Source organism: Pseudodesulfovibrio senegalensis (assembly GCF_008830225.1).
In the GTDB taxonomy this organism is placed as follows: Bacteria; Desulfobacterota; Desulfovibrionia; order Desulfovibrionales; family Desulfovibrionaceae; genus Pseudodesulfovibrio; species Pseudodesulfovibrio senegalensis.
In genome coordinates this window covers 169,791-194,388 of sequence record NZ_WAIE01000006.1, presented here as the reverse complement: position 1 = coordinate 194,388, position 24,598 = coordinate 169,791, and the positions used below count along the sequence as shown (strand labels likewise).

At 60.6% G+C, this 24,598-nt stretch carries 25 protein-coding genes; 14 read left to right on the top strand and 11 right to left on the bottom strand.

All coding sequences use genetic code 11. The features are described from left to right. Nucleotides 1–231: 231 nt before the first annotated feature. Both F8A88_RS13340 and F8A88_RS13335 read right to left on the bottom strand, forming a co-directional pair. Nucleotides 232–885, bottom strand: coding sequence for a DUF2959 domain-containing protein (locus tag F8A88_RS13340; RefSeq protein ID WP_151151665.1), 654 nt, complete (start codon nucleotides 883–885; stop codon nucleotides 232–234). 83 nt (nucleotides 886–968) lie between these two features. Continuing rightward, nucleotides 969–1,859: a LysR family transcriptional regulator ArgP gene (locus tag F8A88_RS13335; protein ID WP_151151664.1), complete on the bottom strand. Its 891-nt coding sequence runs from the start codon at nucleotides 1,857–1,859 to the stop codon at nucleotides 969–971. A 103-nt stretch (nucleotides 1,860–1,962) separates the two neighbouring features. Here F8A88_RS13335 and F8A88_RS13330 point away from each other — a divergent pair, with 103 nt between their 5' ends. The 8 genes from F8A88_RS13330 to F8A88_RS13295 all read left to right on the top strand — a co-directional run bounded on the left by F8A88_RS13330 (nucleotide 1,963) and on the right by F8A88_RS13295 (nucleotide 9,194). Beyond that, nucleotides 1,963–2,574: a LysE/ArgO family amino acid transporter gene (locus tag F8A88_RS13330; RefSeq protein WP_151151663.1), complete on the top strand. Its 612-nt coding sequence runs from the start codon at nucleotides 1,963–1,965 to the stop codon at nucleotides 2,572–2,574. 64 nt (nucleotides 2,575–2,638) lie between these two features. After that, nucleotides 2,639–3,454 (top strand): AraC family transcriptional regulator, encoded by an 816-nt coding sequence (locus F8A88_RS13325; protein WP_161598424.1) that lies wholly within the window; start codon nucleotides 2,639–2,641, stop codon nucleotides 3,452–3,454. 100 nt (nucleotides 3,455–3,554) lie between these two features. After that, the gene (locus F8A88_RS13320) at nucleotides 3,555–4,454 is read left to right on the top strand and encodes a DMT family transporter (protein ID WP_151151661.1); all 900 of its coding nucleotides are present in this window, start codon (nucleotides 3,555–3,557) and stop codon (nucleotides 4,452–4,454) included. 192 nt (nucleotides 4,455–4,646) lie between these two features. Beyond that, nucleotides 4,647–4,964 carry a cereblon family protein gene (locus F8A88_RS13315; RefSeq protein ID WP_151151660.1) on the top strand — a complete coding sequence of 106 codons (318 nt, stop codon included), beginning with the start codon at nucleotides 4,647–4,649 and terminating at the stop codon, nucleotides 4,962–4,964. A gap of 156 nt (nucleotides 4,965–5,120) precedes the next feature. Beyond that, entirely contained in the window at nucleotides 5,121–5,939 is an 819-nt protein-coding gene (locus F8A88_RS13310) for a substrate-binding periplasmic protein (RefSeq protein ID WP_151151659.1), read from the top strand. 99 nt (nucleotides 5,940–6,038) lie between these two features. After that, on the top strand, nucleotides 6,039–6,611 hold the full coding sequence (locus tag F8A88_RS13305) for a YigZ family protein (protein ID WP_241667457.1): 573 nt from the start codon (nucleotides 6,039–6,041) through the stop codon (nucleotides 6,609–6,611). 232 nt (nucleotides 6,612–6,843) lie between these two features. Further along, nucleotides 6,844–8,580, top strand: a complete 1,737-nt coding sequence (locus tag F8A88_RS13300) for a carbon starvation CstA family protein (RefSeq protein ID WP_151151657.1) — start codon at nucleotides 6,844–6,846, stop codon at nucleotides 8,578–8,580. A 164-nt stretch (nucleotides 8,581–8,744) separates the two neighbouring features. Then, nucleotides 8,745–9,194 carry a hypothetical protein gene (locus F8A88_RS13295; RefSeq protein ID WP_151151656.1) on the top strand — a complete coding sequence of 150 codons (450 nt, stop codon included), beginning with the start codon at nucleotides 8,745–8,747 and terminating at the stop codon, nucleotides 9,192–9,194. Between the two features lie 50 nt (nucleotides 9,195–9,244). Here the strand turns inward: F8A88_RS13295 and F8A88_RS13290 are convergent, their stop codons facing one another. Beyond that, nucleotides 9,245–10,120 (bottom strand): PHP domain-containing protein, encoded by an 876-nt coding sequence (locus F8A88_RS13290; RefSeq protein ID WP_151151655.1) that lies wholly within the window; start codon nucleotides 10,118–10,120, stop codon nucleotides 9,245–9,247. Between the two features lie 188 nt (nucleotides 10,121–10,308). Between F8A88_RS13290 and F8A88_RS13285 the strand changes: the two genes are divergently transcribed. The 4 genes from F8A88_RS13285 (at nucleotide 10,309) to F8A88_RS13270 (ending at nucleotide 12,536) form a co-directional block, all read left to right on the top strand. Continuing rightward, a complete protein-coding gene (locus F8A88_RS13285) occupies nucleotides 10,309–11,262 on the top strand; it encodes a chemotaxis protein (RefSeq protein ID WP_151151654.1) in 954 nt (317 codons plus the stop codon). Between the two features lie 82 nt (nucleotides 11,263–11,344). Then, nucleotides 11,345–11,536, top strand: coding sequence for a Trm112 family protein (locus F8A88_RS13280; protein WP_151151653.1), 192 nt, complete (start codon nucleotides 11,345–11,347; stop codon nucleotides 11,534–11,536). A 208-nt stretch (nucleotides 11,537–11,744) separates the two neighbouring features. Next, the gene (locus F8A88_RS13275; RefSeq protein WP_151151652.1) at nucleotides 11,745–12,158 is read left to right on the top strand and encodes an Hsp20/alpha crystallin family protein; all 414 of its coding nucleotides are present in this window, start codon (nucleotides 11,745–11,747) and stop codon (nucleotides 12,156–12,158) included. 12 nt (nucleotides 12,159–12,170) lie between these two features. Further along, a complete protein-coding gene (locus F8A88_RS13270) occupies nucleotides 12,171–12,536 on the top strand; it encodes an Hsp20/alpha crystallin family protein (protein ID WP_151151651.1) in 366 nt (121 codons plus the stop codon). Nucleotides 12,537–12,663: 127 nt separating this feature from the next. On the opposite strand, the gene F8A88_RS13265 is transcribed toward F8A88_RS13270, so the two are convergent. Further along, complete coding sequence (locus F8A88_RS13265) at nucleotides 12,664–13,326, bottom strand: response regulator (protein WP_151151650.1); 663 nt, start codon at nucleotides 13,324–13,326, stop codon at nucleotides 12,664–12,666. Nucleotides 13,327–13,468: 142 nt separating this feature from the next. Further along, complete coding sequence (locus tag F8A88_RS13260; protein WP_151151649.1) at nucleotides 13,469–14,920, bottom strand: alpha/beta hydrolase family protein; 1,452 nt, start codon at nucleotides 14,918–14,920, stop codon at nucleotides 13,469–13,471. A 187-nt stretch (nucleotides 14,921–15,107) separates the two neighbouring features. Between F8A88_RS13260 and F8A88_RS13255 the strand changes: the two genes are divergently transcribed. Continuing rightward, entirely contained in the window at nucleotides 15,108–17,996 is a 2,889-nt protein-coding gene (locus F8A88_RS13255; RefSeq protein WP_161598423.1) for a response regulator, read from the top strand. A gap of 21 nt (nucleotides 17,997–18,017) precedes the next feature. Here the strand turns inward: F8A88_RS13255 and F8A88_RS13250 are convergent, their stop codons facing one another. Beyond that, nucleotides 18,018–18,959 carry a bifunctional enoyl-CoA hydratase/phosphate acetyltransferase gene (locus F8A88_RS13250; RefSeq protein ID WP_151151647.1) on the bottom strand — a complete coding sequence of 314 codons (942 nt, stop codon included), beginning with the start codon at nucleotides 18,957–18,959 and terminating at the stop codon, nucleotides 18,018–18,020. Between the two features lie 210 nt (nucleotides 18,960–19,169). On the opposite strand from F8A88_RS13250, the gene F8A88_RS13245 reads away from it, so the two are divergent. Then, nucleotides 19,170–19,841 carry a CBS and ACT domain-containing protein gene (locus tag F8A88_RS13245; protein ID WP_151151646.1) on the top strand — a complete coding sequence of 224 codons (672 nt, stop codon included), beginning with the start codon at nucleotides 19,170–19,172 and terminating at the stop codon, nucleotides 19,839–19,841. A 385-nt stretch (nucleotides 19,842–20,226) separates the two neighbouring features. Here F8A88_RS13245 and F8A88_RS13240 read toward each other — a convergent pair whose 3' ends face one another. The 5 genes from F8A88_RS13240 to F8A88_RS13220 all read right to left on the bottom strand — a co-directional run bounded on the left by F8A88_RS13240 (nucleotide 20,227) and on the right by F8A88_RS13220 (nucleotide 24,569). Next, entirely contained in the window at nucleotides 20,227–20,988 is a 762-nt protein-coding gene (locus F8A88_RS13240) for a substrate-binding periplasmic protein (protein ID WP_161598422.1), read from the bottom strand. Between the two features lie 120 nt (nucleotides 20,989–21,108). Then, nucleotides 21,109–21,843 (bottom strand): ABC transporter ATP-binding protein, encoded by a 735-nt coding sequence (locus F8A88_RS13235; RefSeq protein ID WP_151151644.1) that lies wholly within the window; start codon nucleotides 21,841–21,843, stop codon nucleotides 21,109–21,111. Next, the gene (locus F8A88_RS13230) at nucleotides 21,840–22,607 is read right to left on the bottom strand and encodes an ABC transporter ATP-binding protein (protein WP_151151643.1); all 768 of its coding nucleotides are present in this window, start codon (nucleotides 22,605–22,607) and stop codon (nucleotides 21,840–21,842) included. The genes F8A88_RS13235 and F8A88_RS13230 overlap by 4 nt, the downstream gene beginning before the upstream one ends. 12 nt (nucleotides 22,608–22,619) lie before the next feature. Further along, on the bottom strand, nucleotides 22,620–23,633 hold the full coding sequence (locus tag F8A88_RS13225) for a branched-chain amino acid ABC transporter permease (protein ID WP_151151642.1): 1,014 nt from the start codon (nucleotides 23,631–23,633) through the stop codon (nucleotides 22,620–22,622). A gap of 21 nt (nucleotides 23,634–23,654) precedes the next feature. Continuing rightward, entirely contained in the window at nucleotides 23,655–24,569 is a 915-nt protein-coding gene (locus F8A88_RS13220) for a branched-chain amino acid ABC transporter permease (protein ID WP_151151641.1), read from the bottom strand. Between the last annotated feature and the right edge of the window lie 29 nt (nucleotides 24,570–24,598).

The window sequence follows — 24,598 nt, the reverse complement described above, 5'->3', positions numbered from 1 at the left end:
GCCTTTCCGGGGAAAAGGCAGGGCCCTGCACCCGCAAGGGACACGTCCCTTGACTTTTCTCCGTTTTGCATTCTGCGAATGCAAAACGGTTTGGCGCTCTTGAAAAAAGCTGACCAACCACCCAAAACCAGCGGCCCGGTCAGCATCGCTGACCGGGCCGCTGGCCAAAAAGTTTGCGGGGAAGGGGGCTTTGCAAAGCCCCCTTCCCCGATTTCCCGAAATATTCACACCCTACTTGCCGGACTCCATGCTCTTGATGAACGAGTCGGCTTCCTTGATGGACCGCTCCATGTCCCGAATGAGCACGGACACGTCGGAGCGGATGGAACTCAGTTCACCCTTGAGCGAAGCCACGGCACGGGCGTTGAGATTGTGCTTGAGAAAGAGCACCTGATCCTTGAACGCGGCCAGCACCGGGTCCATCTTGGCCGAGGCGCGTTTCATGGACTTGATCAGCCGGTTGTAGCGGGTCTTGGTGTCGTTCATGACCTTGCGGCTCTTGGAGCGCAGGCTGGCACTGGTATATTGGCCGATCTCCTCTTTCCATTCCCTGAACAGGGCCTCGGCCACGTCTTCCACGTTGGCAATGCGCTTGCGCACGGTCTCGGCCCGGTCCTCACAGTCCTCATATTCTGAATTCAGGGCATCGTAGCGTTCTTCCAACTCGCCGCCGTCCACCTGCACCACGGAACGGAACCGCTCCAGCGCGTCGGCAAACTGCTCCTTGGCGTCCTGATTGGCTTCACGGGTGTCTTCCACCCTGTCCACCAGGATATCCCTCTTGTGGTATCCCACGGACTCCATGGTTTTGTAATACGCGCTCTGGCAGGCGGTCAGGCTGGCGACCATGACCACAAGGAACAGCAAACGAATGATACGGCGCATGAACGCTCCTTGATTGTTCTGTTTCAAAAAAATGCAAACGCCCCCGTCAATACCCCAAGCCGGTCCGGAGTGCAAAACCATGATTACCGGTTTCGGGCAAGCAGCCGGGAGGCTCCGGCCTTGAGCGCGCGGGAAAAGGAATCCATCACCGAAGATTCGATATTCCAGCAATGCCAGAAAAGATCGACTCGCTCGCTCTCCCCGGGGATGAGGTTCACGAGCCGCCCTTGGGCAACGAGTTCCCCGCACTGCTGCTCGGGCAGCATGCCGCAGGCCAAACCCTGTGCGATGAAATCCGCAAAACGTCCCGAAGACGGCACATAAAAAGGATTCAGGTCCGGACACGCTCCCAGCACGCGCTGCAACAGGAGCACGTGCATTTCGTCCTTGCGGTTGTAGATGAGCATGGGCGCACGACTCAGGGACTTTGCCGAAAACCCTCCGGAAAACCATTTGTCCCGGAATCCGGGGCTGGCCAGGAGCCTGTAGTCCATGTGCCCGAGATAGTCGCACCGGCAACCCTGAAACGGCTCGCTCCGGGAAGACACGCAGCCAAGCACCACGCCGTCGCGCAGCAAGCGGTGTGTCTGGTCCTGATCATCGGAGCGCAAATCCAGCAACACCGGCCTTTCCGCAAGGTAATCCTGCATGGCCGGGAGAAACCATGTTGCGAGACTGTCCGCATTGATGCCCACGGGCAGGGTGGTGAACGAATCCCCGGCCAGATTCAGGTCCACGTCCAGATCGTCTTCGAGCCTGCGGACCTGGCGGCAATGCTTGAGCAGGCGCATGCCCGCCTCGGTGGGCTGCGGCGGATGGGAACGGACCAGAAGAATCTGCCCGGACTGCTCCTCCAACAGCTTAACCCGCTGCGACACCGCCGACTGGGTCAGGTGCAACACGCGAGCAGCGCGTTCGAACCCGCCTTCATCCACCACTGCGGCCATCGCTTCCAGCAATTTGTAGTCGAGCATGGTTAATTATTACTGTTTCTAATCTAAAATCAATACCATTAAATTTACTTTTATAACAGCTCCCACTATTATGCCCGCTAATCACTTCTTGGGGGTTTTACCAATGTATTCAGTATTTTTTGAGGGTTTCGGCATGGGCGGCAGCCTGATCGTGGCCATTGGGGCACAAAACGCGTTCGTGCTTTCGCAGGGCGTGCGCCGCAACCACCACCTTGCCGTGGCCCTGCTGTGCACCCTGTGCGACGTGATCCTGATTTCCGTGGGCATATCCGGCGTGGGAACGGCGGTGGCGAGCAATCCGCAACTCGGGCAAATCGCGGCATTCGGCGGCGCGGCGTTCCTGTTCTGGTACGGCTTTGGCGCATTGCGCTCGGCCATGAAGGGCCAAAGCCTGCAAACCGACGACCACGCGCCCGACTCCCTGCGTGCAGTGCTCGCCCTGACCCTCGGGGTCACCCTGCTCAACCCCCACGTATATCTGGACACCGTGGTGCTCATGGGCAGCATCAGCGGCCAATATCCGGCAACAGCCCGGACCCTGTTCGGGCTGGGGGCCATGAGCGCGTCGCTGGCATGGTTCCTGTTGCTGGCCCTCGGCGGTCAGGCATTGGCCCCGGTCTTCCGCAGGCCGGCCACATGGCGTATGCTGGACGGAGCCGTTTGCGCCACCATGTGGTTCCTTGGAACGCGGCTGATCCTCTCCACCCTGGCCTGAAAGCAATTTTTTACAAGACATCCGCAGCCACCCCGGCTAGGCTTCAATGCCGAGGATAATCGCCATGGACAAGGAACATATACGCTATTGGCGCGATCCGGATCTGCATTCGCTGGAAATCCGCCTTTCCGCCAACTCCGCGCACAGCTTCCCTCACCACACCCACGACTGCTACACCATCGGCGTCATGGAACAGGGACGCTGCTTCGTGCTTGGCCCCGGGCACGGCTCCATCCACATCGACCCGGGCCAAATGTGCCTCATCAACCCCGGCCAGGTGCACTCCGGCATCATCATGGACACCGATGCACGGGTGACCTACCGCATGTTCTTCGTGCAGAACCACTGGCTCCGGCGCATGGCCGGGGACCTGCGCGACGGCCGGGACGCCCTGCCGGAATTTCACGACCTCACCGCGCACACCCCGGTGCTTTCCGCGCGGCTGCAAAAGCTGAACGCGCTGGTGCACGGCCACGCAGAGCCGCTGGAAAAGGACGCGGCCATGATGCAGGCCATGGCCGGGCTGTTCTTTGCCCACGGCGGCATTCACCGGCCCCGCACCGGCAACGAACCTGCAGCCGTGCGGCGCGCCCGCGAGTACCTCAACGACAACCTCAGCCACAGGGTTTCGCTGGACACGCTGGCCACGGTCAGCGGATTGAGCCGCTACCACTTCCTGCGCGTGTTCAAGAAAGCCACGGGTCTGCCGCCCCACCGCTTTCACCTGCAATGCCGGGTGGACCGCGCCAAGGGGCTGCTGCTTTCGGGCATGTCCATTGCCGAGACTGCGCAGGAAACGGGCTTTGCGGACCAGAGCCATTTCACCCATAAATTCAAGTTGTTCACAGGGGCCACGCCCGCGCAGTACGTCCGGGGCTGACGCATACCCGCGCCCGAGGCAATAACGCACAAGACGCTGAAGCACCCCCCATGGCAAAAAGCCGTTGCAACCCACCGATACTCGCAACCAAGGATTTCGCATGAGCAAGTCAGCAACCGCCCGGCAGCCCGCCGCGCTCATATCCCTGCCCACCATGACCCTGCTCGGGGCCGTGCTGTTCTGGGGCAGTTCGTTCCCGGCCATGAAGGCCGCCCTGCGCGTGCTGGACCCGTGGAGCATCATGTGGCTGCGCCTGACCGTGGGCAGCCTGATCCTGACCCCGGTGCTCGGCCGCATCGTGCAGCCCCGGGTCATACTGAACCGGTGGAAACTGTTCCTGCCTCTGGCCGCGTTACAGCCCTGCCTCTATTTCCTGCTGGAGTCCTACGCGCTCAAATACACCACCTCGGCGCAGGCCGGGATCGTGGCCGCATGCCTGCCCATCATGGTGGCTGTGGGAGCGCGCGTATTCCTTGCGGAAAGAATCAGCCCCCGAGCCTATGCGGGGCTGCTGCTTTCGGTGCTCGGCGTGGTCTGGCTCACGCTGGCCGGCACGCCCTCGGGCGACGCGCCGAACCCGCTGCTGGGCAACCTGCTGGAACTTGGAGCCATGGCCGCGGCATCCGGCTCCATCCTGATCATCAAGCACCTGAGCGAACAATTCGGCCCATGGACCATCACTGCGGTGCAGACCCTTGCGGGCGCGATCTTCTTTCTGCCCGGCATCGGCCCGCTGCTGCACGTTCCGGCCGCAGACCTTGCGTCCGTGCTGCCCGTGGCCGCGTACCTCGGCTCCTGCGTCACGCTGGGCGCGTTCGGCCTGTACAACATCGGGGTCGCACGCATCCCTGCCAGCCGGGCCTCCGTGTTCATCAACCTCGTGCCCGTGGTGGCCGTGTTCTTTGCGTGGCTCTTTCTGGGCGAAACCCTGAACCCCATGCAGCTTCTGGCTGCCGGGTGCATCTTCCTCGGGGTCTGGGTCACGCAGAAAAGCGCATGACCGATTTGGGGCCCCTGCGATTCCGCACTTGCCGTCCAGGCATAATGCGGTATCATGGGGGCCATTATGCACGCCTTCACGCAATCATCCCTCGTGCCCCTGCTGACAAAAAAGCAACACGAAACACGCCCGGGCCCGCCACGCCGCCCCCGGGCGAATCCGCAACGACGCAGCGCGGATCACGAAGGGCCCATGGTCCTGTGCCGCGCCTGCGGGGCCACCATTGCCCCGGCCTGTTCCCGCATGGCCGTGAACGGCAGCAACACCCACGTATTCTTCAATCCCCACGGCCTTGTCTTCGAGGTCTCCTGCTTTGGCCCGGCGCCGGGCGCAACCCCGGTGGGCCGAGCCACCATCGAATACACGTGGTTTGCGGGCCACGTCTGGCGCATCGCCCTGTGCGCCTCCTGCCAGGCGCATCTGGGCTGGCATTTTCAGGGCGAGGGCAACAGCTTTTTCGCCTTCATGACCAAGGCCATCCGTGAACACTCATCGCCGTCCAAAGCCTGACACCCGCCACAGACTCCCTACTGCACGAAAATCCTACTTCTCTGTAATTATTCACACTCTAATTCATTTACATTTTTTTCACACTCATTTGCATTACCCCCTTGATCCAAAGGCTGTATACGCATATTGTCTTCCGCAAAGAATTCGGAGTGATACATGAACTCGGCCTCACGAATTGCGGCTGCCATGCTTTTCTGCATGGTCCTGCTGACAGCCCATTCCAGCCTTTGCGAACAGAAAGGCATGCACCTGGTTTTCGAAAACCAGCCCTATGCCGGATACATTTGCGGGGACGGGTACACTGTTCCAAAGAATCGCCCCGGGCTGGCCGTGGAACTGATCACCATGACCGCCAAACGTCTTGGCATCGCCCTCTCTCTGGAACGCATGCCCTGGAAACGCTGTCTGTACACGGTCAGGAGCGGACAGGCCGACGGAATTTTCCCGGTCAGCCAAAACAGGGACCGCAGCCGGTTCCTGGCCTTTCCCTCCGAGGCCCCGGGCCAACCGAAAACGACCATGGCCCTCTGCAACCGCTCCCATTCCTTTTTCACGCTCAAACAATCCCGCATCAGCTGGGACGGCATGGAATTGCGCAACCTCGGCAGCGCGCCCGTGGCCACAGGCACGGGGTACACCTTCATCCACACCCTCGACAGCATGGGCATCCGCCATGTGGAATTCCCCACACAATCGGAATGTTTCGAAAAACTGCAGCAGGGGCTGGTGGGAGCCGTGGCTACCCTCGACGACATGGGCCAAAGCGTGCTGGCGGAACACCCGGAGCTGCTCCGCAACGTGGTCAAGCTTTCGCCTCCCATCGGCTCGAACCATTATTACCTCGCCTTTTCCCGCAACTTCGTCCGCCACAACCCTGCGTTGGTGCAGCGCTTCTGGAAAACCATGTACGCCGTGGCCCGTTCAAAGGAATTCTCGTCCATCAGAAACACCTACGCGGCCAACCTGCCGCATTGACCCCGCCCCGGGCCGCGCGTACATCTTTTGTCCATGCCAGAAGTACCGCCTGACACGCCAAACGGACGTTACGACATCCCGGCAGAACCGGAACATTCCGTGCTCGAGACCATCAAACGCTCCCGTTTCATCTGCACCGTGGCCCACGCCCCGGACATGGAATCGGCGCGGGATTTCGTGGCCCGCACAAAAGCGCGCTACCCGGACGCCACCCACAACTGCTGGGCCTTTGTTGCCGGCCCGCCCGGCGATACGGCCCGCATCGGCATGAGCGACGACGGTGAACCGCACGGTACCGCGGGACGCCCCATGCTCAACGTCCTGCTCCACTCGGGCGTGGGCGAGGTGGCCTGCGTGGTGACCCGCTATTTCGGCGGCACCAAACTCGGCACCGGGGGGCTGGTCCGCGCCTACTCCGGCATGGTCTCCATGGCCCTGGAAACAATGCCCCGGGCACAGCACGTCCGGACAGCCGACGTCGAAGCCGTAATCCCCTATGATGCGATAACCCTGTTCAAACGCCTGCTCCCGGAGCACGAAGCCCGCATACTCCACGAACAGTTCGACGTGGACGCATCCTTTTCCCTCAGACTTCCGGCAAGCAACGTTTCCCGTCTCGAAACCGCATTGCAGGAACTGACCAACGGCAACCTTCTCTTCAGTACCGAATAATATTCACCCACGTTGCTTTTTCGCTGATTCGGCGTTACGGGTAGTCAAATGCGCACAGTTTGTGCGCTTATTCACATACTGCACCGTCCTGTTCACACGATGCAGTATGGCAAAGGCTACAACCATTCGACGCGACTCCCAGGAAGCCCGGATGGCTTAGATCTGGCAGCGGCTTGCACCGTGTGGGGCGGCGCACTTCATCCAACCCGACCATCCCTCAAGGGGGGGCAAAATGAATTCTTTAGTGATTGCGGCACTATGCTTTGTAGGCTATTTCGTGGCCTACTACACCTACGGAAAGTTCCTTTCCAAGAAAATTTTCAAAATCGACGAGGCGCTGGAATGCCCGAGTTGTTCGCTGCGCGACGACAAGGACTATGTTCCGACCAAAAAGGAAGTGCTCTTCGGACACCACTTCACGTCCATCGCCGGCCTCGGCCCCATCGTGGGCCCGGCCATCGCCATCATCTGGGGATGGGTGCCGGCCGTGATCTGGGTCTTTTTCGGCGCCGTGTTCATGGGCGCGGTCCATGACTTCGGTTCCCTGATGGTCAGCATGCGCAACCAGGGCCGCTCTGTGGGCGACGTTGCCTCCAAGCTCATCAGCCACCGCGTGCGCACCCTGTTCCTGCTGATCATCTTCTTCGAGCTGCTCATCGTCATCGCGGTGTTCGCGCTGATCATCGGCATTCTCTTCAACATGTACCCGGCATCGGTCATCCCGGTCTGGGGCGAAGTACCCATCGCCGTCCTGCTGGGCTATCTGGTCTACAAAAAAGGCCAGGGACACACCATGTGGGGCATCGTGGCCCTCGTGATCATGTACGTCACCGTGGTCATCGGCGCATACGTCCCCCTGACCATGCCCTCCATCGCCGGGCTCAACCCCATCGTGGTCTGGGTGCTGATCATGCTGGCCTACGCCTACATCGCCTCGGTGCTGCCGGTCACCACGCTGCTGCAGCCCCGCGACTACATCAACGGCCACCAGCTGCTCGTGGCCCTGACCCTGCTGGGCCTCGGCGCGGTGGTGGCGCATCCCACCTTCGTGGCTCCCACGGTGAACATGTCGCCCGAAGGCGCGCCCCCAATCCTGCCCTTCCTGTTCGTGGTCATCGCCTGTGGCGCGATTTCCGGGTTCCACTCCCTTGTTTCCTCGGGAACAAGCGCCAAGCAGTGCGAATCCGAAAAAGACTGCCTGTTCATCGGCTACGGTTCCATGCTCACGGAATCCGCGCTCTCAACCCTGGTCATCGTGGCCGTGGGCGCGGGCATCGGTCTGGGCATGACCCAGTCCGACGGCAGCATCCTCACCGGCACGCAGGCCTTCACCACGCACTATGCCTCCTGGTCCTCGGCCGCCGGCCTCGGCGCCAAGCTGGGCGCATTCGTGGAAGGCTCGGCCAACCTCATGGCTTCCTACGGCATTCCCAAGAACATCTCCCTGGCCATCATGGGCGTGTTCCTGGTGAGCTTCGCGGCCACCACGCTGGACAGCGCCACCCGCATCCAGCGCTATGTGGTGGGTGAGCTGGCGCAGGCATACAAGATGCCCGCACTGGCCAAGCCCAACGCAGCCACCTTCATCGCCGTGGGCACCGCCGCAGTGCTGTGCTTCAACGGCGGCTTCGGCATTGCCGAGGTCAAGAAGGGCGCACTGGCCCTGTGGCCCCTGTTCGGCACCGTGAACCAGCTCATGGCCGCCATGGCCCTGCTGGTCATCACCGTGTACCTTGCGCGACGCAAGGCTCCGGCCTATATCACCGGCATCCCGCTGGTGTTCATGATCGCCATGACGGGCTGGGCCATGGTCTACAACCTCCAGAACTTCATGACCAAGGGCAACATGATGCTCTTCGTCATCGGACTCATCGTCCTGCTGCTGGAAGTATGGATGATCTTCGAGACCCTCGTGGTCATGAAGAAGGTCGCCAGCGGCGAGGCCGAGCCCGTCGAGGACTGCGCCTAACCGCACCGCCTGAAAACATCGAAGGCCGCCGGATTTTCCGGCGGCCTTTTTTTTCGGCAAAAGGATCAATGTTTGCGATCAATGCGGACGCTGTTCACAGCCACTTTTTTTTCTGCTAGCGTATAGAAAAAATCTAGACACAGTGCCCGGGGAGGCGGAAATCCATGTCGATGCATAAAATCAGGGCAGTATTCAAAGACCTTACCGCAAAAGTGGACAGGGACAGGGAGGCCGCACTTTTCGAGGTGCAGGAACTCAAAAAGGACCTCGGCGAAATGCAGCGCCATCTTTCGGGGCGCAAGAAACAGACCTCGCTGGAGCCCGAGGATTTCATCCGCTCGGCCTACGACATTGCCCACCATTTCCGGGGCATGAAGCAGCGTCTGGCCATTCTTCAGGAACTGGAAGAGGAGATGAGGGTTGCAGACGCCCTTGAGTATCTGGAATCCCGGGGCGCGAAAATGCTGCAGCGGCCGGCCGGATGGCACTGGACCAGTTCACAGGACGAACGATTCCTGCTGCACGAGGATGATCCGCTCAAGGCCGAAAAAAAGCTGCGCACCCTGCTCGCCAACGGCAAGCGACGGAAAAAAACCAGAAAAAAGAAAAAATAAGGCGCGACAAGCCTGCCTGCCGCGCCCGGAAAAAACCCATACCGAATGACTCAGCCGTGCACCCGTTCGGTGATCCACTGGCCCTTTGCCATGCGGTATTCCTTCATGGCCTGCACCAGATCATAGGAAATGTTCAGGTTGCCCTTGCCCACCCCCAGCTCGATGTGCGGCTTGACCGATCCGTGGTAATCCGAGCCGCCGCTCTTGAGCAGCCCCAGCCTGTCCGCCAGTTCACCGAACCGGCGCGTGGTCACTTCGTCATGCTCGGAATAATAGACCTCCATGCCTTCGAGACCGAGGTCGCGCAGATTGCCCACCACCGACTCCACCAACGGGAATGACGGCCCGATGATGTAGGGATGCGCGAGTACGGATGTGGCCCCGATCTCGGCCAGCACGCCGAGGGCCTGCTCCTGATTCAGCTTGCGCTTGGGCACATAGGCCCGGCCGTTGTCGCCCAGATAACGCCCGAACGCCTGCTGCACGTTGTCCACCACCCCGAGGGAGACCATTTCCTGCGCAATGTGCGGCCGCCCCACCGTCCCCCCGGCACGGGCCGCCACGCCCTCGTAGGTAATGTTGACGCCCAGCCTGCGCAGCTTGGCCACTATCTCGTGGTTGCGCACGCGCCGTCCCTCCTGCACCCATTCAAAGGCCTTGAGCAACGGCTCGGGATTCTCGGGAACCCACAGGCCCACGATGTGAATCCAGCCGGCGCCTTCCGGCGACTCCACGCTCAGTTCGCAGCCCGGAATGACCTCCACCCCGAATTCCTTTCCGGCCTCCATGGCCTCGGGCAGCCCCTGAATCGTGTCATGGTCGGTCAGGGCCAGGGCCTCGATCCCGGCTTGTGCGGCCCTGCGAACCAGCTCCCGGGGAGAAACCGTGCCATCCGATGCCGTGGAGTGCGTATGCAAATCAATCATCGTCAATAATCCTGTTGTATTTGATAATCTATCGGGCCTCACGTATGTTCGGCAAGAGGACTAGATGTACCGTGTTGCGGGGCAAAAGGCCACAACACCAGAGACCAAGGCATGATTATACTTCCCACCGCAACCATGCCCCCGTATATCTGGCTCAGAGTGGGAAACCTTTCATCAGCGAGGGCACCATGGACATAAAAAAGGAAATCCTGCTGGAGACCGGAACCAACGAACTGGAAATCCTTGAATTCTTCATCAACGAGCCGGGGAAAAACGGGCAAATGGATTCCTGTTATTTCGGGGTCAACGTTGCCAAGGTCATGCAGGTCATCGAAAGCCCGGACCTTGAACCGCCGGAATCCGCGCCCCACCCGTGCTTCATGGGCACCATCCCCCTGCGCGGACATATCCTGCCGGTGCTGGACCTTTCCATCTGGCTGGGCATGGACAGGGTCAAGGACCCGCTGGACGTGGTCATCGTCACCGAATTCAGCCAGTCCGTAACCGGATTCCTCGTGTCGGGCGTCACGGAAATCCACCGCGTGGGCTGGCCCGAAGTCATCCCGCCCCAGGGCGTGCTCAGTACCGCGGATCAGAACACCATCATCGGCCTCGTGGACATCAACGACCATTTCATCCAGCTGCTCGACCTGGAGCACATACTCTCGGCGCTGGACCCCACGAGCCAGGATGCCCTGTGGACCGCGGACGTGCGGGCCGAAAACCAGGTCACCGCGCTGGTGGCCGACGATTCCGCGACCATCCGGGCCATGCTCAAGAACAATCTGGAGGCCGCCAACTTCCGCATCATGCTCACCAACACGGGCGAAGAAGCCCTGAACAAGCTGCAGGAACTCAAGGCCACGGCAGAGGAACAGGGCAAACGCGTTAATGATTTTCTGGACATCGTCATTGCCGACATCGAAATGCCGCGCATGGACGGATTCACCCTGACCAAGAACATCAAGGAAGACAATGCCCTGCAAAACCTGCCCGTGATCCTGTATTCGTCCATCATCACGGACGAGTTGCGACACAAGGGCGACTCGGTGGGCGCAAGTGCGCAGATATCCAAGCCGGACATGGACAAGATGGCCGGACTGGCCATCGACCTGCTGGGCAGGGAAGCCGGGGCGTCCTGACCCTCTGCCCCCAGTTTGGCGTTGCCCTGCGTTGCGGACGCAGGTACAACCACGGGCAGAAACCAACCCGGAGGAACAACCCATGGCTTTGAACAAGGAACTGCTGGATATATTGGCCTGCCCGGAATGCAAGGGCGAACTGACCCTGCTGCCGGACGAGGACGGCCTGTACTGCCCGAAATGCGCTGTGGTCTATCCCGTCAAGGATGAAATCCCCATCATGCTCACGGATCAGGCCGTAGCCTATGACGATTGGGAAGGCAGCAAGGCGTAAGAACGTTCCATCACGGAAGGCCAGGGCCCGGCGGACACAGTCCGCCGGGCCCTGGCCGTTTTATGTGTTATTTTTTTGCCCCTGCCCCTTGCCTTGCGTGCCCCGCGGATTATTCTTGAAAAAGTTATCCACAACACGTGGCGGCATGTTGACAATACGATAGGCAGTCTTATTTATCTCCATGTAAACGACGACAAGGAGGTTGGATATGGTACTTGATTTCAATACGTTGTATTCGCCCTTCGACCGTTTCGACAAACTGTTCGAAGAATTTCTGAGCCCGGGGGTGGCCGGCCGCAAGAGCATGGCCTACCCGCCCCTGAACCTGAGCCAGGACGACGACACCATCTACGTCCGGGCGGAGATTCCGGGTGTGGACATGAGCGGCATCGAGCTGACCCTGACCGACAAGACACTGGTGCTCAAGGGAGAACGCAAGGCCGAGGAAGGCAAATACTATCGCCAGGAACGGCCCGCCGGAGTTTTCCACAGGGTTATCAACCTGAACATCCCGGTGCAGCGCGACAAGGTCAACGCCACCATGAAGGACGGCCTGCTCACCGTGGCCCTGCCCAAGGCAGAGGAAGTCAAGCCGCGCACCATCAGCATCGACGTGAAGTAAAGGAGGCAAGCCATGAGTGACGTCATGAAAAAGGAAGACAAAAGCCTGCCCACCTTCCGTCCGGCAACGGACATTCTGGAACGCGAGGACGGCTTCTACATCTATATGGACCTGCCCGGCGTGCACAAGGACGCCCTTGTCATCGACCTGCAGGAAAACGACCTGACCGTGTCGGGAAAAACCTCGTATCCGGCCCCGGAAAACGAACGGTATTCGGAAATGCAGTTCGGCAACGGCGAATACCGGCGAAGCGTGTCCCTTTCGGACATCGTGGACCGTGAACGGATCAGGGCCAACCTCAATGACGGCGTGCTGGAACTCTATCTGCCGCGCGTGGAAAAGACCCAGCCCAAACGCATCGAGATCACCAGCGGGTAACCCCGCATACCTTCCCCCACAAAAAAGCGAGGCTGCCGTTTTCGGCAGCCTCGCTTCATATTGAAATAAAAAATTTCTTGACTATCGATAACTTTTCGAAAGCTATTGTTTAGCCATACAGGCCCAATCAGCTCGACCATGTGTCCAGATCAATGACCCCGGTGCGCGCGGCAAAGCGCAACAGTTCCACCGTGGAGGAAAATCCGAGCTTGCGCATCATGTTGGCGCGATGATTTTCCACGGTTTTGGGGCTGATGAACAATTCCTCGGCAATCTCACGCGTGGTCTTGCCCTCCACCACATGCTGCATGACCTGCCGCTCCCGAGAGGTCAGCAGGGAGACGGGGTCATTTTCGCCTTCGTCCTCGTCGCTCAGGTTCACGAGTCGCTGCATGACCTCGGCGGAAAGCGCGCTGTCCAGAAACATGCCGCCCGAGGCAACGGATTTGAGACCTTCAAGCAGCTGGGTTCCTGCGGATTTCTTGATCATGTAGCCGTTGGCCCCGGCCCGAAAGGCCTCCACAATGTAATCGGCCTCGGAATGCATGCTGATGACAACATACTTGGTGTTCGGCAACTTGCTGCGCAGTTCCGCAATGGTCTGGATGCCGCTCTTGCTCGGCAGGGCTATGTCCATGAGCACGATGTCCGGCCTGTGTTCAAGGGCACGATCCATGGCCTCGGTTCCGCTTCCGGCCTCGGCCACCACCGAAAAGCCCTCAGCCTCACGCACAATCGCCTTGAGCCCCTCCCTGAACAGAGGGTGGTCGTCAACTATCATCACCCGCATATGTCTCGCTCCCCTTACGGCCCTTCGCAACAATCCCAAACCGTGGACACGGCTTCCGTAAAATACGAACATGCCCAGCAAGGCACAGTAACCGATTCCCGCAGAGAAATGAAGTGGACCATCCGCCCCCTGCAGATCGACCTCAGCGCGCCTTCAGGCCCGCTATCCACGAAGCTGCCAGGGATGCATGCCCGGCCGAAACCGCCTGTACCAGCGACCCGGCTTCCCCTGTTTCGACATCACCCTTGTTGCCCGGAACCACGGACGGAGCTTTTTTCAGGTCATCCACCACCACGGTAACGGGTTTGCCGCGCTTGTCGCGCAATGTTTCCAGCCCGCTGCGAAACGAACGCCATGCGCGTCCGGAAGGAACAATCCACAGGGACGGCACGCCCAGCCGCGCCACCTGTTTCAAATCCGGCGCTGCGCCCCTGGCCTCTGGCAGGCAGATCAGGAAGTCCGGATTGCTCCCCGGCAAAAGCGTTGCGCGCACAGCTTCGGCGCACCCTTCGCCAACCCCCAGATATCCTGAAAGGCTGTTGCCGACTTCCGGATGTTTTCTCAAATTTTCCAAGACTTTGACAGCATCTCCGGCAGCGTCGGGCGCCCGCTTGACGCCCTCCTGCCCGCATCCCTGCGGCGAAAAGGCCATGAGTACGGTTCCGTGCATGCCCAATGCGCGCACAGCCCCCTGCACCAGCGCCGGCGGAATGCACTCGCTGCCATGCAACAGCACCACGCCCGGATAGGTTCCCTTGGTGGGAGGCAGGGTCACGATGCCGTCCACCTCGGCCTTGCCCGTGGCAACACGCACCTTTTCCTCGCGAAAATGAATCTTGGACGGAAACAGCCCCTTTTCTCCGTCCGGCAGATAGATGAACCGCTCGATGCGGTCGTCCTTGGCCAGGAACGTCACCGAACCCGTCACCGGTTCGTCCTTGTCCAGCGATGGCCCTATGGTATAAATATATTTATTGAATTTCTTGAGTCTGCGCAACTCGCCCCGATAGGAATCATAAATCAGAAAGCGGCCGTAGGCCGTGTTGCGCGCATCGATGATGGTCACGACCCTGCCCCCTTCCACACGGAACTGGCCCGCGAACTCATCCGGGGAATAGGAATAATAGTCCGCAAACATCATGCGCCCGAACCGCGCCTCGGCACCGCGGTGGGCCACCGCGTCCATCTGGATGTGATGGACGCCTTCCTCGGATTCATCCGAAAACGTGGGCGCCGGAGTTGGGCTGATGTCCTTGACGCCGGGCTCCGGTTCGACAATTTCCGCCGGGGCGGGCGCCGAGTCCGATACCGTGGGCAACAACGGCGGGGGCTTGCGGGTCAGCACCACGGTTTTATCCGCAGGCAGGCCGGGTTTCCGGGCCTGCAACGGGTCCTTGGACGGAGCAGGCATGGACGCAACCGGAGCAGGAACCGGTGCAGGCATTGGCATCGGTGCAGGTTCGGGCTCCACCTCGGTCAGTTCCACGTCGATGATGGACAGGTCTTCGGGCTCGAAAGAGCCCACGGCGGAGACAAGCACCACTGCGGCCGCCGCGTGTATCAATAACGACAATATCCAGCTCAACGTTCGCATGGAAATCCCGAGAAAAGCTTTGGCGGCCGGGAATGACTGCCTTCAAACAATGTAGCCACCCATTTGAAATTATGCAAGAAGCCCGGAACATTTTGCCCATTGCCGTAAACAGGCACGCCGACAGCGCACATGATGCCGTCGCCCCGGCGGTATGGACTGCCCCGGCGTATTGCGTTACCCGACAAATATGAACATCGCGTCGCACACTATCTGGGTTTCCAGTCAGGACACGGACCTTGTGAACAGGCTTGGAAAACTGCTGCGCTCCCGGCCGGAATACACACTCCGCCCAGTGAACGGAACGGGCGCCATTCCCCGCCCCGATACGCCGCTGCACACCACCGCGGTGATCGCCGTTCCCGCCTGCGCCCCGGACCGTCTGCCCGATTTCGTGAAGCGCATGACCGGGGAAACAGACGGCATCCCGCTCATCGTGCTCGCACCACAGGGCACGAACAGGGAAAACCAAGCGCTGGCCGCCGGAGCCCTGGAGTACCTTGAAGACGACGAAGCCCTGGAAAAAACGCTGCCCATGGCCTTGCGCCATGCCCTGTCCGGCTCCCGGCAGGCAGGCATGTGCCCGGAACACGCGGGCATGGCCCAGCAAATGGCCCGCACCGGAAGCTGGCACATGGACGGCAACAGGCAAGTGACCTGGTCCGAGGGCATGTACCAACTGCTGGACTGCAGGCCCGAAGATCTGACCGGATTCGAATCCCTGCGCAACTACATCCACCCGGACGACAGAAACACCTTTGACCAGGCCAACCGGGCCACCCTCGACCAGGGCTGGCCGCTGGATTTCGAATACCGAATCCTGCGCCGAAACGGCGAAGTCCGCCATATGCACATCAGGCGGCATGTGGAGATGGACTACGCCGGGCAACTGGTATGCGCCCACGGCATTGCACGGGACATCACGGCGCAGAAATACTACGAACGAACGCTGGAACAACGGGACAACGTGCTCCACGCCGTGAGCCGCGCGGTGGGGCTGTTCCTGCGCGATCAGGACATCAGCACCGGGGCCGGCGGCGTATTGCAGGCTCTGGGCCTGTCGCTGGGGTGCGACGCCTGCCTGCTGCTTGGAAATCACAGGGAATCCCCCAACCTGCCCGGCACCACGGAACATCAATGGCTGGCCGAGCCCCTTCAAACGTCGGCAAAGGAACATGCCTCCCTGCAGCTGGACCGTTTGCCCCGCTGGCAGGAACGACTCGGCGCAGGCAAGGGCGTCATGGGGCAAACCAGAAACTTTCCGGCCCGGGAACGGGACGTGCTCGCCAGCAACGGAATCAGCTCTGTGCTGGCCGTGCCGGTGTTCGTGGACGGCAACTGGTGGGGCACCCTGTGCGCCCTGCATTTCCGAAACGAACGCGAATGGCAGCCCACCGAGGCCGAATCGCTGGCCGTGGCAGCGGAAATCATGGGCAACGCCATACTGCGTGAACGCATGCAGCAGAAACTGGTTGCCGCCAACGCCGCCGCCGAACAGGCTTTCAGGGACGCAGAAGAGGCCAACAAGGCCAAAAGTCGTTTTCTGGCCAACATGAGCCATGAAATCCGCACGCCCATCAGCGGCATCATCGGGCTCGCGGAAATGACCATCACCACCGGCCTCAAGCCGGAACAGCGCAACAACCTGGACATGATCCGCGACGCCGCAAAATCCCTGCTGGCGCTGGTCAACGACGTGCTGGACATCTCCAAGATCGAAGCGGACAAGATGACCCTTTCCACGGGCGACTTCGACCTCGTGCCCGCGCTGGAACGCATGGTGCAGCCCTTTCAGGCCCAGGCCCGGCACAAGGGGCTGGCCATGGACATGCGCATCGACGAGGACGTTCCCCGGCGCGTGCATGGCGACGAGGAACGGCTGGGCCAGATCATGCGCAACCTGCTGAGCAATGCCGTCAAATTCACGGATGCGGGCCACGTGGACATCTCCGTGGAATCGGGCGCCTCGAACAAAGACCGTTTTTCCGTGATCTTCCGGGTGGCGGATACGGGCATGGGCATTCCCGCAGACAAGCAGGACACCATTTTCGACAGTTTTTCCCAGCTGGAAAGCCCCAAGGGAAAACTGCATCAGGGCACGGGACTTGGCCTGGCCATCACCAGTGAGCTGGTGGCGCTCATGCACGGCGACATCACAGTCTCCAGCGTACAGGGGCGCGGCAGCCTGTTCACCTTTGAAATCTGGTTCTCACAGCCCGCCAGCAGCCACGACAAGGCTCCTGCGCAGGCGGAAATCCTGCCGTCGCTCATGAACCTGCGCCTGCTGCTGGCCGAAGACAATCCCCTGAACCAGAAATTCCTGACCCACTTCCTGACCATGTTCGGGCATACCGTGGTGCTGGCGCACAACGGGGCGGAGGCGCTGGAAGCCCTGCGCAACGAAAAAGAGCCGTTCGACCTGATCCTCATGGATGTGCAGATGCCGGAAATGGACGGGCTGGAAACGGCCCGGGCCATCCGCAAGGGAAAGGCGCGCACCACGCACCGCAACACGCCCATCATCGCCCTGACAGCCTATGCCATGAAAGGAGACCGGGAAAGGATACTGGCCTCGGGCATGGACGATTACGTAAGCAAACCCGTGGACATGAAAAAGCTCTCCAACGCCATTTCCCGGTTGGTGCAGGCCGCCAGAAAGCCGACCGGACACGCCTGCGCCCTGCCGCGCCGCACCATGCCCAGAACAAAATCGACAGCGGCAACGCCCAACAGTTCGCCGCTGGACATGGCCGCCCTGACAGAACGTTTTCAGGGCAATACGGAACTGCTGGTCGAAATTCTGGAGCTGTTTCTCAGGGAAGCACATGAAAAGGGTGAACAACTCAACGAGGCGCAACAGGCGCACGATGCGGCCGGGCTTGCCAAGGCCCTGCATTCCATTTCCAACATGGTCAGCCATGTGCACGCGCTGGACATCATGAACGAATCGCGCCAGCTGGAGCGCTGGGCCACGCAGGGGCGCATGGACCTGGCCTGCAGCGGGTTGCAGGGGCTGCGCCAGCGCTTCAACCGGGTTGTGGAAGCCGTGCGCCTCCATTTGGCGAAACTCAGGAAATAGCCCCGGCCAGCCCGCCCGGGATCAAATCATTCCCCGGGCATGGGCCATGACCACGCCCAGGGCCATGGCATTGAGCTTGGTCTCGTCCGTGTCTGCGCGTGAATTGAGCACCACAGGAGCGCGGGTTCCCACCACCACGCCCGCAGCACGGGCCCCGGCAAAATACATGAGCCCCTTGTAGAGGATGTTTCCGGCGGCCAGATCCGGGGCCAGCAGAATGTCGGCGTTACCGGCCAGAGGGTCGTCCATGTTCTTGTGCTGTGCGGCGTGCACGGAGACCGCGTTGTCCAACGCATACGGTCCGCCCACCCGGCAACCGGGCAACCGCCCGTCCCGGTTCATGGCCACCAGTTCCTGTGCGTGGACCGTGGCCTCCATCTTGGGATTGACCTTTTCGGACTCGGCCAGCACGGCCACCACCGGGTTCTCCAGCCCCAGGGCGTGGGTCACCTGCAGTGCGTTGGTGACCATGAGCGCCTTTTCCTCCAAACTCGGCTTGATGGCCATGGCCGCGTCCGTGAGATAATACATGCGCCCGGCAGCGGGCATTTCCATGAGCACAGTATGGCTGATCATGGCCTGCTCGCGCAACCCGCACTCCCGGTTGAGAACGGCGCGCAGAAATACGCCGGAATCCAGAAAACCCTTGAGCAGTACGTGCGCCCGGCCCGAGGCGACCAGTTCCACGGCCTTTGCCGCGCCCTGTTCCTCGCCCGGGGCGTCGTGTATTTCGCACCCGGCCACGCACACGCCCAGTTCCCGGGCAAGGGTGCGGATGGCTGCCTCCTCGCCAACAAGGTCGAAACGGCCGATGCCATGTGCCTGCGCACGGCCCACGGCCTTGAGCACTTCGCGGTCGTGGGCGCAGGCAACGGCAATGCGCGCGCGGCTTCCAAGGCGTTCGGCCTCGTCCAGCAAGGCGTCCATGTTCCGGATCCGGGTACGGTTCTCGACACAATCCATGGGGAATCTCCGAAAATGCGGGGATGTTCTCGGTCGGCGGCCCGGCCCGCATGCACGGCCACATCTTGAGCTAATACGTGATGTTCGCTTTTTCAAGCCCGCAAACAACGTTTTGCGAATTTCAAGGACATCTTCTTTGCTATTTCGCGGCAAACCGAATACAACAATGTGACGCATACTCTACGTATAGTCACACATGAGGAGGGAGCAATGCTTGTACGCGAATGGATGACCTGCAATGTCATCACTCTTGGTGTAAATTCTTCTATCCTTGATGCTGCCGAAATATTGAGGGAAAAGAACATCCGTCAGTTTCCGGTAATCGACGATGACAACCAATTGGTCGGCATCGTTTCCGACCGCGACATCCGCGATGCCATGCCGAGCAAGTACGTGCCCGGGGACGGGGCTGCCAACGGCGGCCTGACCACGCTCACCGCGGCCGACATCATGACCCCGGACCCCATCTCCACCAACTCGGACACCTGCATGGACATCGTGGCCGAGGCCTTGGTCAAGAACAAGGTGGGCGGCCTGCCCGTTGTGGACAACGGCGTGCTCAAGGGCATCATCACCCAGGCCGACGTCATGCGTTTTCTCTGTAGCACCACGGGCGTGATCCGGGGCGGCATCCAACTGGCCTTCCGGCTCGAAGCCCGGCCCGGACCGCTGGCCGACCTGCTGAGCGACCTGCGCGACAAGGGCGTGGTCTTCACCAGCGTGTTCACGGCCTATGACCTGGACAATCCGGGCTACCGCCACGCCTATCTGCGCGTTTCCGACACCGGTGACCGCACCGTGGAAAAACTGGTGGAACATTTGCAGGCAGCCTATGAACTGCTCTATTACGTCAACGAGGGCGTGACCATCGATCTGGCCTAGCGCGGCCACCGTCACTGCACAAAACAAGGCCCCGGACGCATGTCCGGGGCCTTGCTATTCGGCCAGCTGTTGCAAACAATATGCGCCCAATGAAAGCCTGCACTGGCGTTGCGGTGCCCACGCACCGACGGCACGGCCGTACCGCCCCATGCTTCCTGCCGCGTCCACCCTGCAGCCCCAAGCATCCAGAAAATGCTCTTTTTTGCATCAAGGCGATCATCGTGCCGCGGTATACACAGACCCGCCTCCCTGCCATCCTACAGGCTGTCGAGAACAGTGCGAGGGCAAGGCGAAAAAAAAAGCAGGGCCTCGCGTACTCCGTGTACGCGAGGCATTGCTCTTTTTGCACCAACGCAGCCATCGTGCCGTTATCGGCAGCCTGCGGTTACTGTAAATATTCCAGATAGCGAATCTTGATCTGCTCCCGCCGGCCTGCTTCGGTGAGTTCGCGCATGACCGCGTTGAACTCCTTCAGCCGCGGGGCAAACCGGGATGTCGACGAGAGCACCATGTAGACCTTGTTTTCGGCCTGATACACGTAGGGGGCCTGGACAATGCAGTCCGCATAGCGATTCTTGCGCAGCAGCAACCGACCGGTGACCTCGGACAGGGCCACCACGTCGAGCCTGTGATTCTTGAGCTTTTCCAGATTGAGGAGCGCCTTGCGCACCGGCTCCTTGGTCAGCTTCATGTCGTTGTCAAACCGCGGAAAATACCGGGTGCCGAACGTGGTGCCGATGCGTTTGCCATACAGGTCGTCAAAACGCCGCACGGTATCGCGGTCCTCGCGGCGCACGAAAAAGGCCTTGTTTGAACTCGAATCGTAGGAAGGCTCGATGAACAGCAGGAATTCCTCGCGCTCCAGGGTCTTGAGCACCCCGGTCATCAGGTCGATCTCACCCTTGCGCATGAGTTCCAGCCCGCGTGCAAAGGGAACATGCACGAACTGAACGTCAAGGTGCAGCCGGTCGGCCAGTTCACGCATGAAATCGATGTCCACCCCCCGTTCCTTGCCCGGACTGCCGATCTTCCAGGGAGTCATGCGGCTGAACTGCACACGCAACACATCGCGTTCCTGCGCCCGCACCGGCGGGCTGCTCAGGAAAAGCATGCATGCGACAATGATACCCGCAACTATTCCTTTCAAGAAAGGCACTCCCGAAAACATGGTTCAAGCCAGCCCCGGCCAGCCTCCATTCTGATCATAAACAAAACGACGCCAAAGGGAAAACCCCTTGGCGTCACTAATTTTATTGACTTTAATTCCCTACCCGCCCAAATAGGCCTTTTTGACTTCCGGGTCGTCCATGAGCTGGTCGCTCGGTCCCTGCGCCACGATTTCGCCGGTGTCGATGACATACCCGCGGTCCGCGAACTTGAGCGCAAGGTTGGCGTTCTGCTCGATGAGCAGAATGGTCATGCCTTCCCTGTTCAATTCCTTGAGGGCGCGGAACATGTCGTACATGAGCAGCGGGGCCAGCCCCATGCTCGGCTCGTCCAGCATGATGAAGGTGCACCCGGACATGAGCGCGCGGCCCACGGCCAGCATCTGCTGCTCGCCGCCGGAAAGGGACTCGCTCTGCTGCTTGCGCCGCTCGTGCAGGCGCGGAAACAGCGAGTAGACGCGCTTGTAATCGCGCTCCACGTCCGTGGGCGTGTCCTTGCGGGCATAGGTAGCCAGCCGCAGGTTCTCCTCCACCGAAAGGTTGCCGAAGATGCGCCTGCCCTCGGGCACCAGCGCAAGGTGCAGGTCGGCCACGATCTTGTCCGGCACCCAGTCCAGCAGGGATTGTCCGTCATACAGGATGTCGCCTTCGATCACCTTGGGAGCCTCGGGCGGGGGCAATCGCGAAATGGACATGAGCGTGGTGGATTTACCCGCCCCGTTCGCGCCGATAAGCGTAACGATCTCGCCCTTGTCCACGTACAGGGAAACACCATGCAGGGCTTCGATGTTGCCGTATTTGACCTTGAGGTCCCTGATTTCAAGTAGCTTACTCATATGTTGTCGTCTCCCAGATACGCCTTGATGACCGTGGGATCGTTCTGAATCTGTTCGGGCGTGCCCTCGGCGATGGTTGCGCCGAAGTCGATGCACTTGATGTACTGGCACAGGCTCATGACCACCTTCATCTGGTGTTCGATCATCCATATGGTGATGTCGAAATTGTCATGAATCCAGCGCACCAGCTTGATGAGCCCTTCCACGTCCGCGGAGTTCAGGCCCGCGGCAGGCTCGTCCAGCAGCAGCAGCTTGGGCTTGGTGGACATGGCCCGGGCTATTTCCACGCGGCGCTGCAACCCGTAGGGCAGGTTGGTGGGCAGTTCATGCGCGAATTCCTTGAGGTCCATGGCCTCCAGCATTTCCCAGGCAATGCCGTCGATGCGCGCCTCGCCCTTGCGGTACCGTCTGGTGCGCAGGAACGAATCGAACACCGAATACCCCAGCCGGTAGTGCTGGGCGACGCGGATGTTGTCCAGCACGCTCATGTCGTGCCAGAGCCGGATGTTCTGGAACGTGCGGGCAACGCCCATGGCCGTTACCTGATGCGGCTTGAGCCCGCGCGTGTCCTTTCCGTCAAAGGTGATGGAACCCTCGGTGGGCTGGTAGAACCCGGACACGAGGTTGAAGATGGTGGTCTTGCCCGCGCCGTTGGGACCGATCAGCCCCACCAGCTCGCCGCCCTCAAGCTCCATTTCGAACTTGGAAACCGCCTGCAGCCCGCCGAAGCGCTGCGTCATCTCGTCTATGGTAATCAGTGACATTGTGCGGCCTCCCTATTTGAACCTGAAGTAGCGTTTCAGCCGGGGGAACACGTCGCTCAGTTCCTTGTTGCCCAGTATGCCCTCGGGCCTGAACTGCATGAGCAGCACCAGAATCAGCGGGATGATGACCCACTTGACGATCTGCAAGGGCCGCAGCGCCTCCAGCAGCAGGGTGAACAGCACGGCCGAAAGCACCGAGCCGGACAGGGAGCCCATGCCGCCCAGATAGACCATGACCATGCATTCCGTGGACTTGAGGATGTTGAACGACTGCGGGTTCACATAGCCGATCACGTGGGCGAACAGCCCGCCCGCGACTCCGGCCAGCCCCGATGAAAGCATGAAGGCCACCAGTTTCATCTTGTTGGTGTTCACGCTCATGATCTCGGCCGCGATCTCGTCCTGACAGATGGCGGAAATGCCCTTGCCGTACGTGGAGGAGACGAACCGGCGGATGATCCAGATGGTGAACACGGTACCGAGAATGGTCCAGATCATCATCCACGGGATGTCCACCACGTCGCCCATGGCGTAGACCACCTGCTTCATGCCCATGAATCCGCGCGAACCGCCGATGATCTCGAGGTTCTCGATGCCGGAGATGACCATGTAGTTCACGGCGATGGTGATGATTGCCAGATAGTCGCCGCGCGTCTTGAAGGACGGCACGGCCACGAGTATGCCCACCAGTGCGGCCACCACGCCGCCCGCCAGAATGGCCAGCGGCATGAAGAACACGGCCATGTCCGGCGGCAGGATTGGCGCGCCGAAGATCTTGTTCTGGGCGAAGAGCACCACGGTGATGACCGAGGACACGTATGCGCCCACGCACATGAAGGCCGCGTGGCCGCAGGAGAATTCGCCCATGTAGCCGTTGACGATGTTCAGGCTCGAACTCAGGATGATGTTGATGCCCATGAACATGATCACCGACTGCACATACAGGTCCACCATGCCGAACTGTGCGGCGAGGACTATCAGCAGGCAGCCGGCGAAGAATGCGATATTGATTGCGTATTTTTGCATTTCGTATTCCTTGCGGTTGCCCTAGATTTTCTGGTGCCGGGCCACACCGAACAGACCGGTGGGTTTGATCCACAAAATGAGCAGCAGGATGGAAAAGGCGATGAGGTCGCGGAATGTGGAGGGGAAGACCGCCACCACGCCCACCTCGATGAACCCGAGCAGGAAACCGCCCACAAAGGCACCGCGAATGTCACCGATGCCGCCCACCACGGCCGCGATGAACGCCTTCCAACCGATGAGCGCGCCCATATAGGGCTCGAGGATCGGGTAGGACATGGCGAAGAGCATGCCCGCCAGCCCGGCGAACCCGGAACCGAGCACGAAGGTGAACACGATGACCGTGTCCACGGGAATGCCCATGAGCGGAATGGCGAACTTGTCATAGGACACCGCGCGCATGGCCATGCCGATGCGTGTACGGGTCACGATGAAGTTCAAAAACGCGAACGTGGCGAACGCCGCCACGATGACGATGACCTTGAGGTTGGTCACGGACACGTTGCCAAACGTCCAGATGGTCTTTTCCATGAGTTCGGGAAATTTCTTGCGGCTGGCGCCCAGCAGGGCCAGGTTCCCGTTTTCAAGGATCAGGCCGCACATGAGTGCGGTGATGACCACGTAGAGCCTGTGCGCCCCTTTCCGGCGCAGGGGCCGGTAGGCGATGCGCTCCAGGGTTACGCCCACGCCGGCGGTCAGGACCATTGTCAGCGGCACGCCGCAGGCCAATATGGCCCAGTTGGGCAGGTCCAGCCCCTGCGTGCCGAGCACGAACACGGACACGCCGAACGCGATGTACGCGCCCACCATGAAAATATCGCCGTGGGCAAAGTTGATCAGCAGGAGCACGCCGTAGACCAGCGTATAGCCCAGCGCGATGAGCGCATAGAAGCTGCCCCACTGCAATGCGTTGATGATGTTTTGAAATAAAGCTTCCACGTTGTTCCCCTGTCCACGCGCTTGCGGGA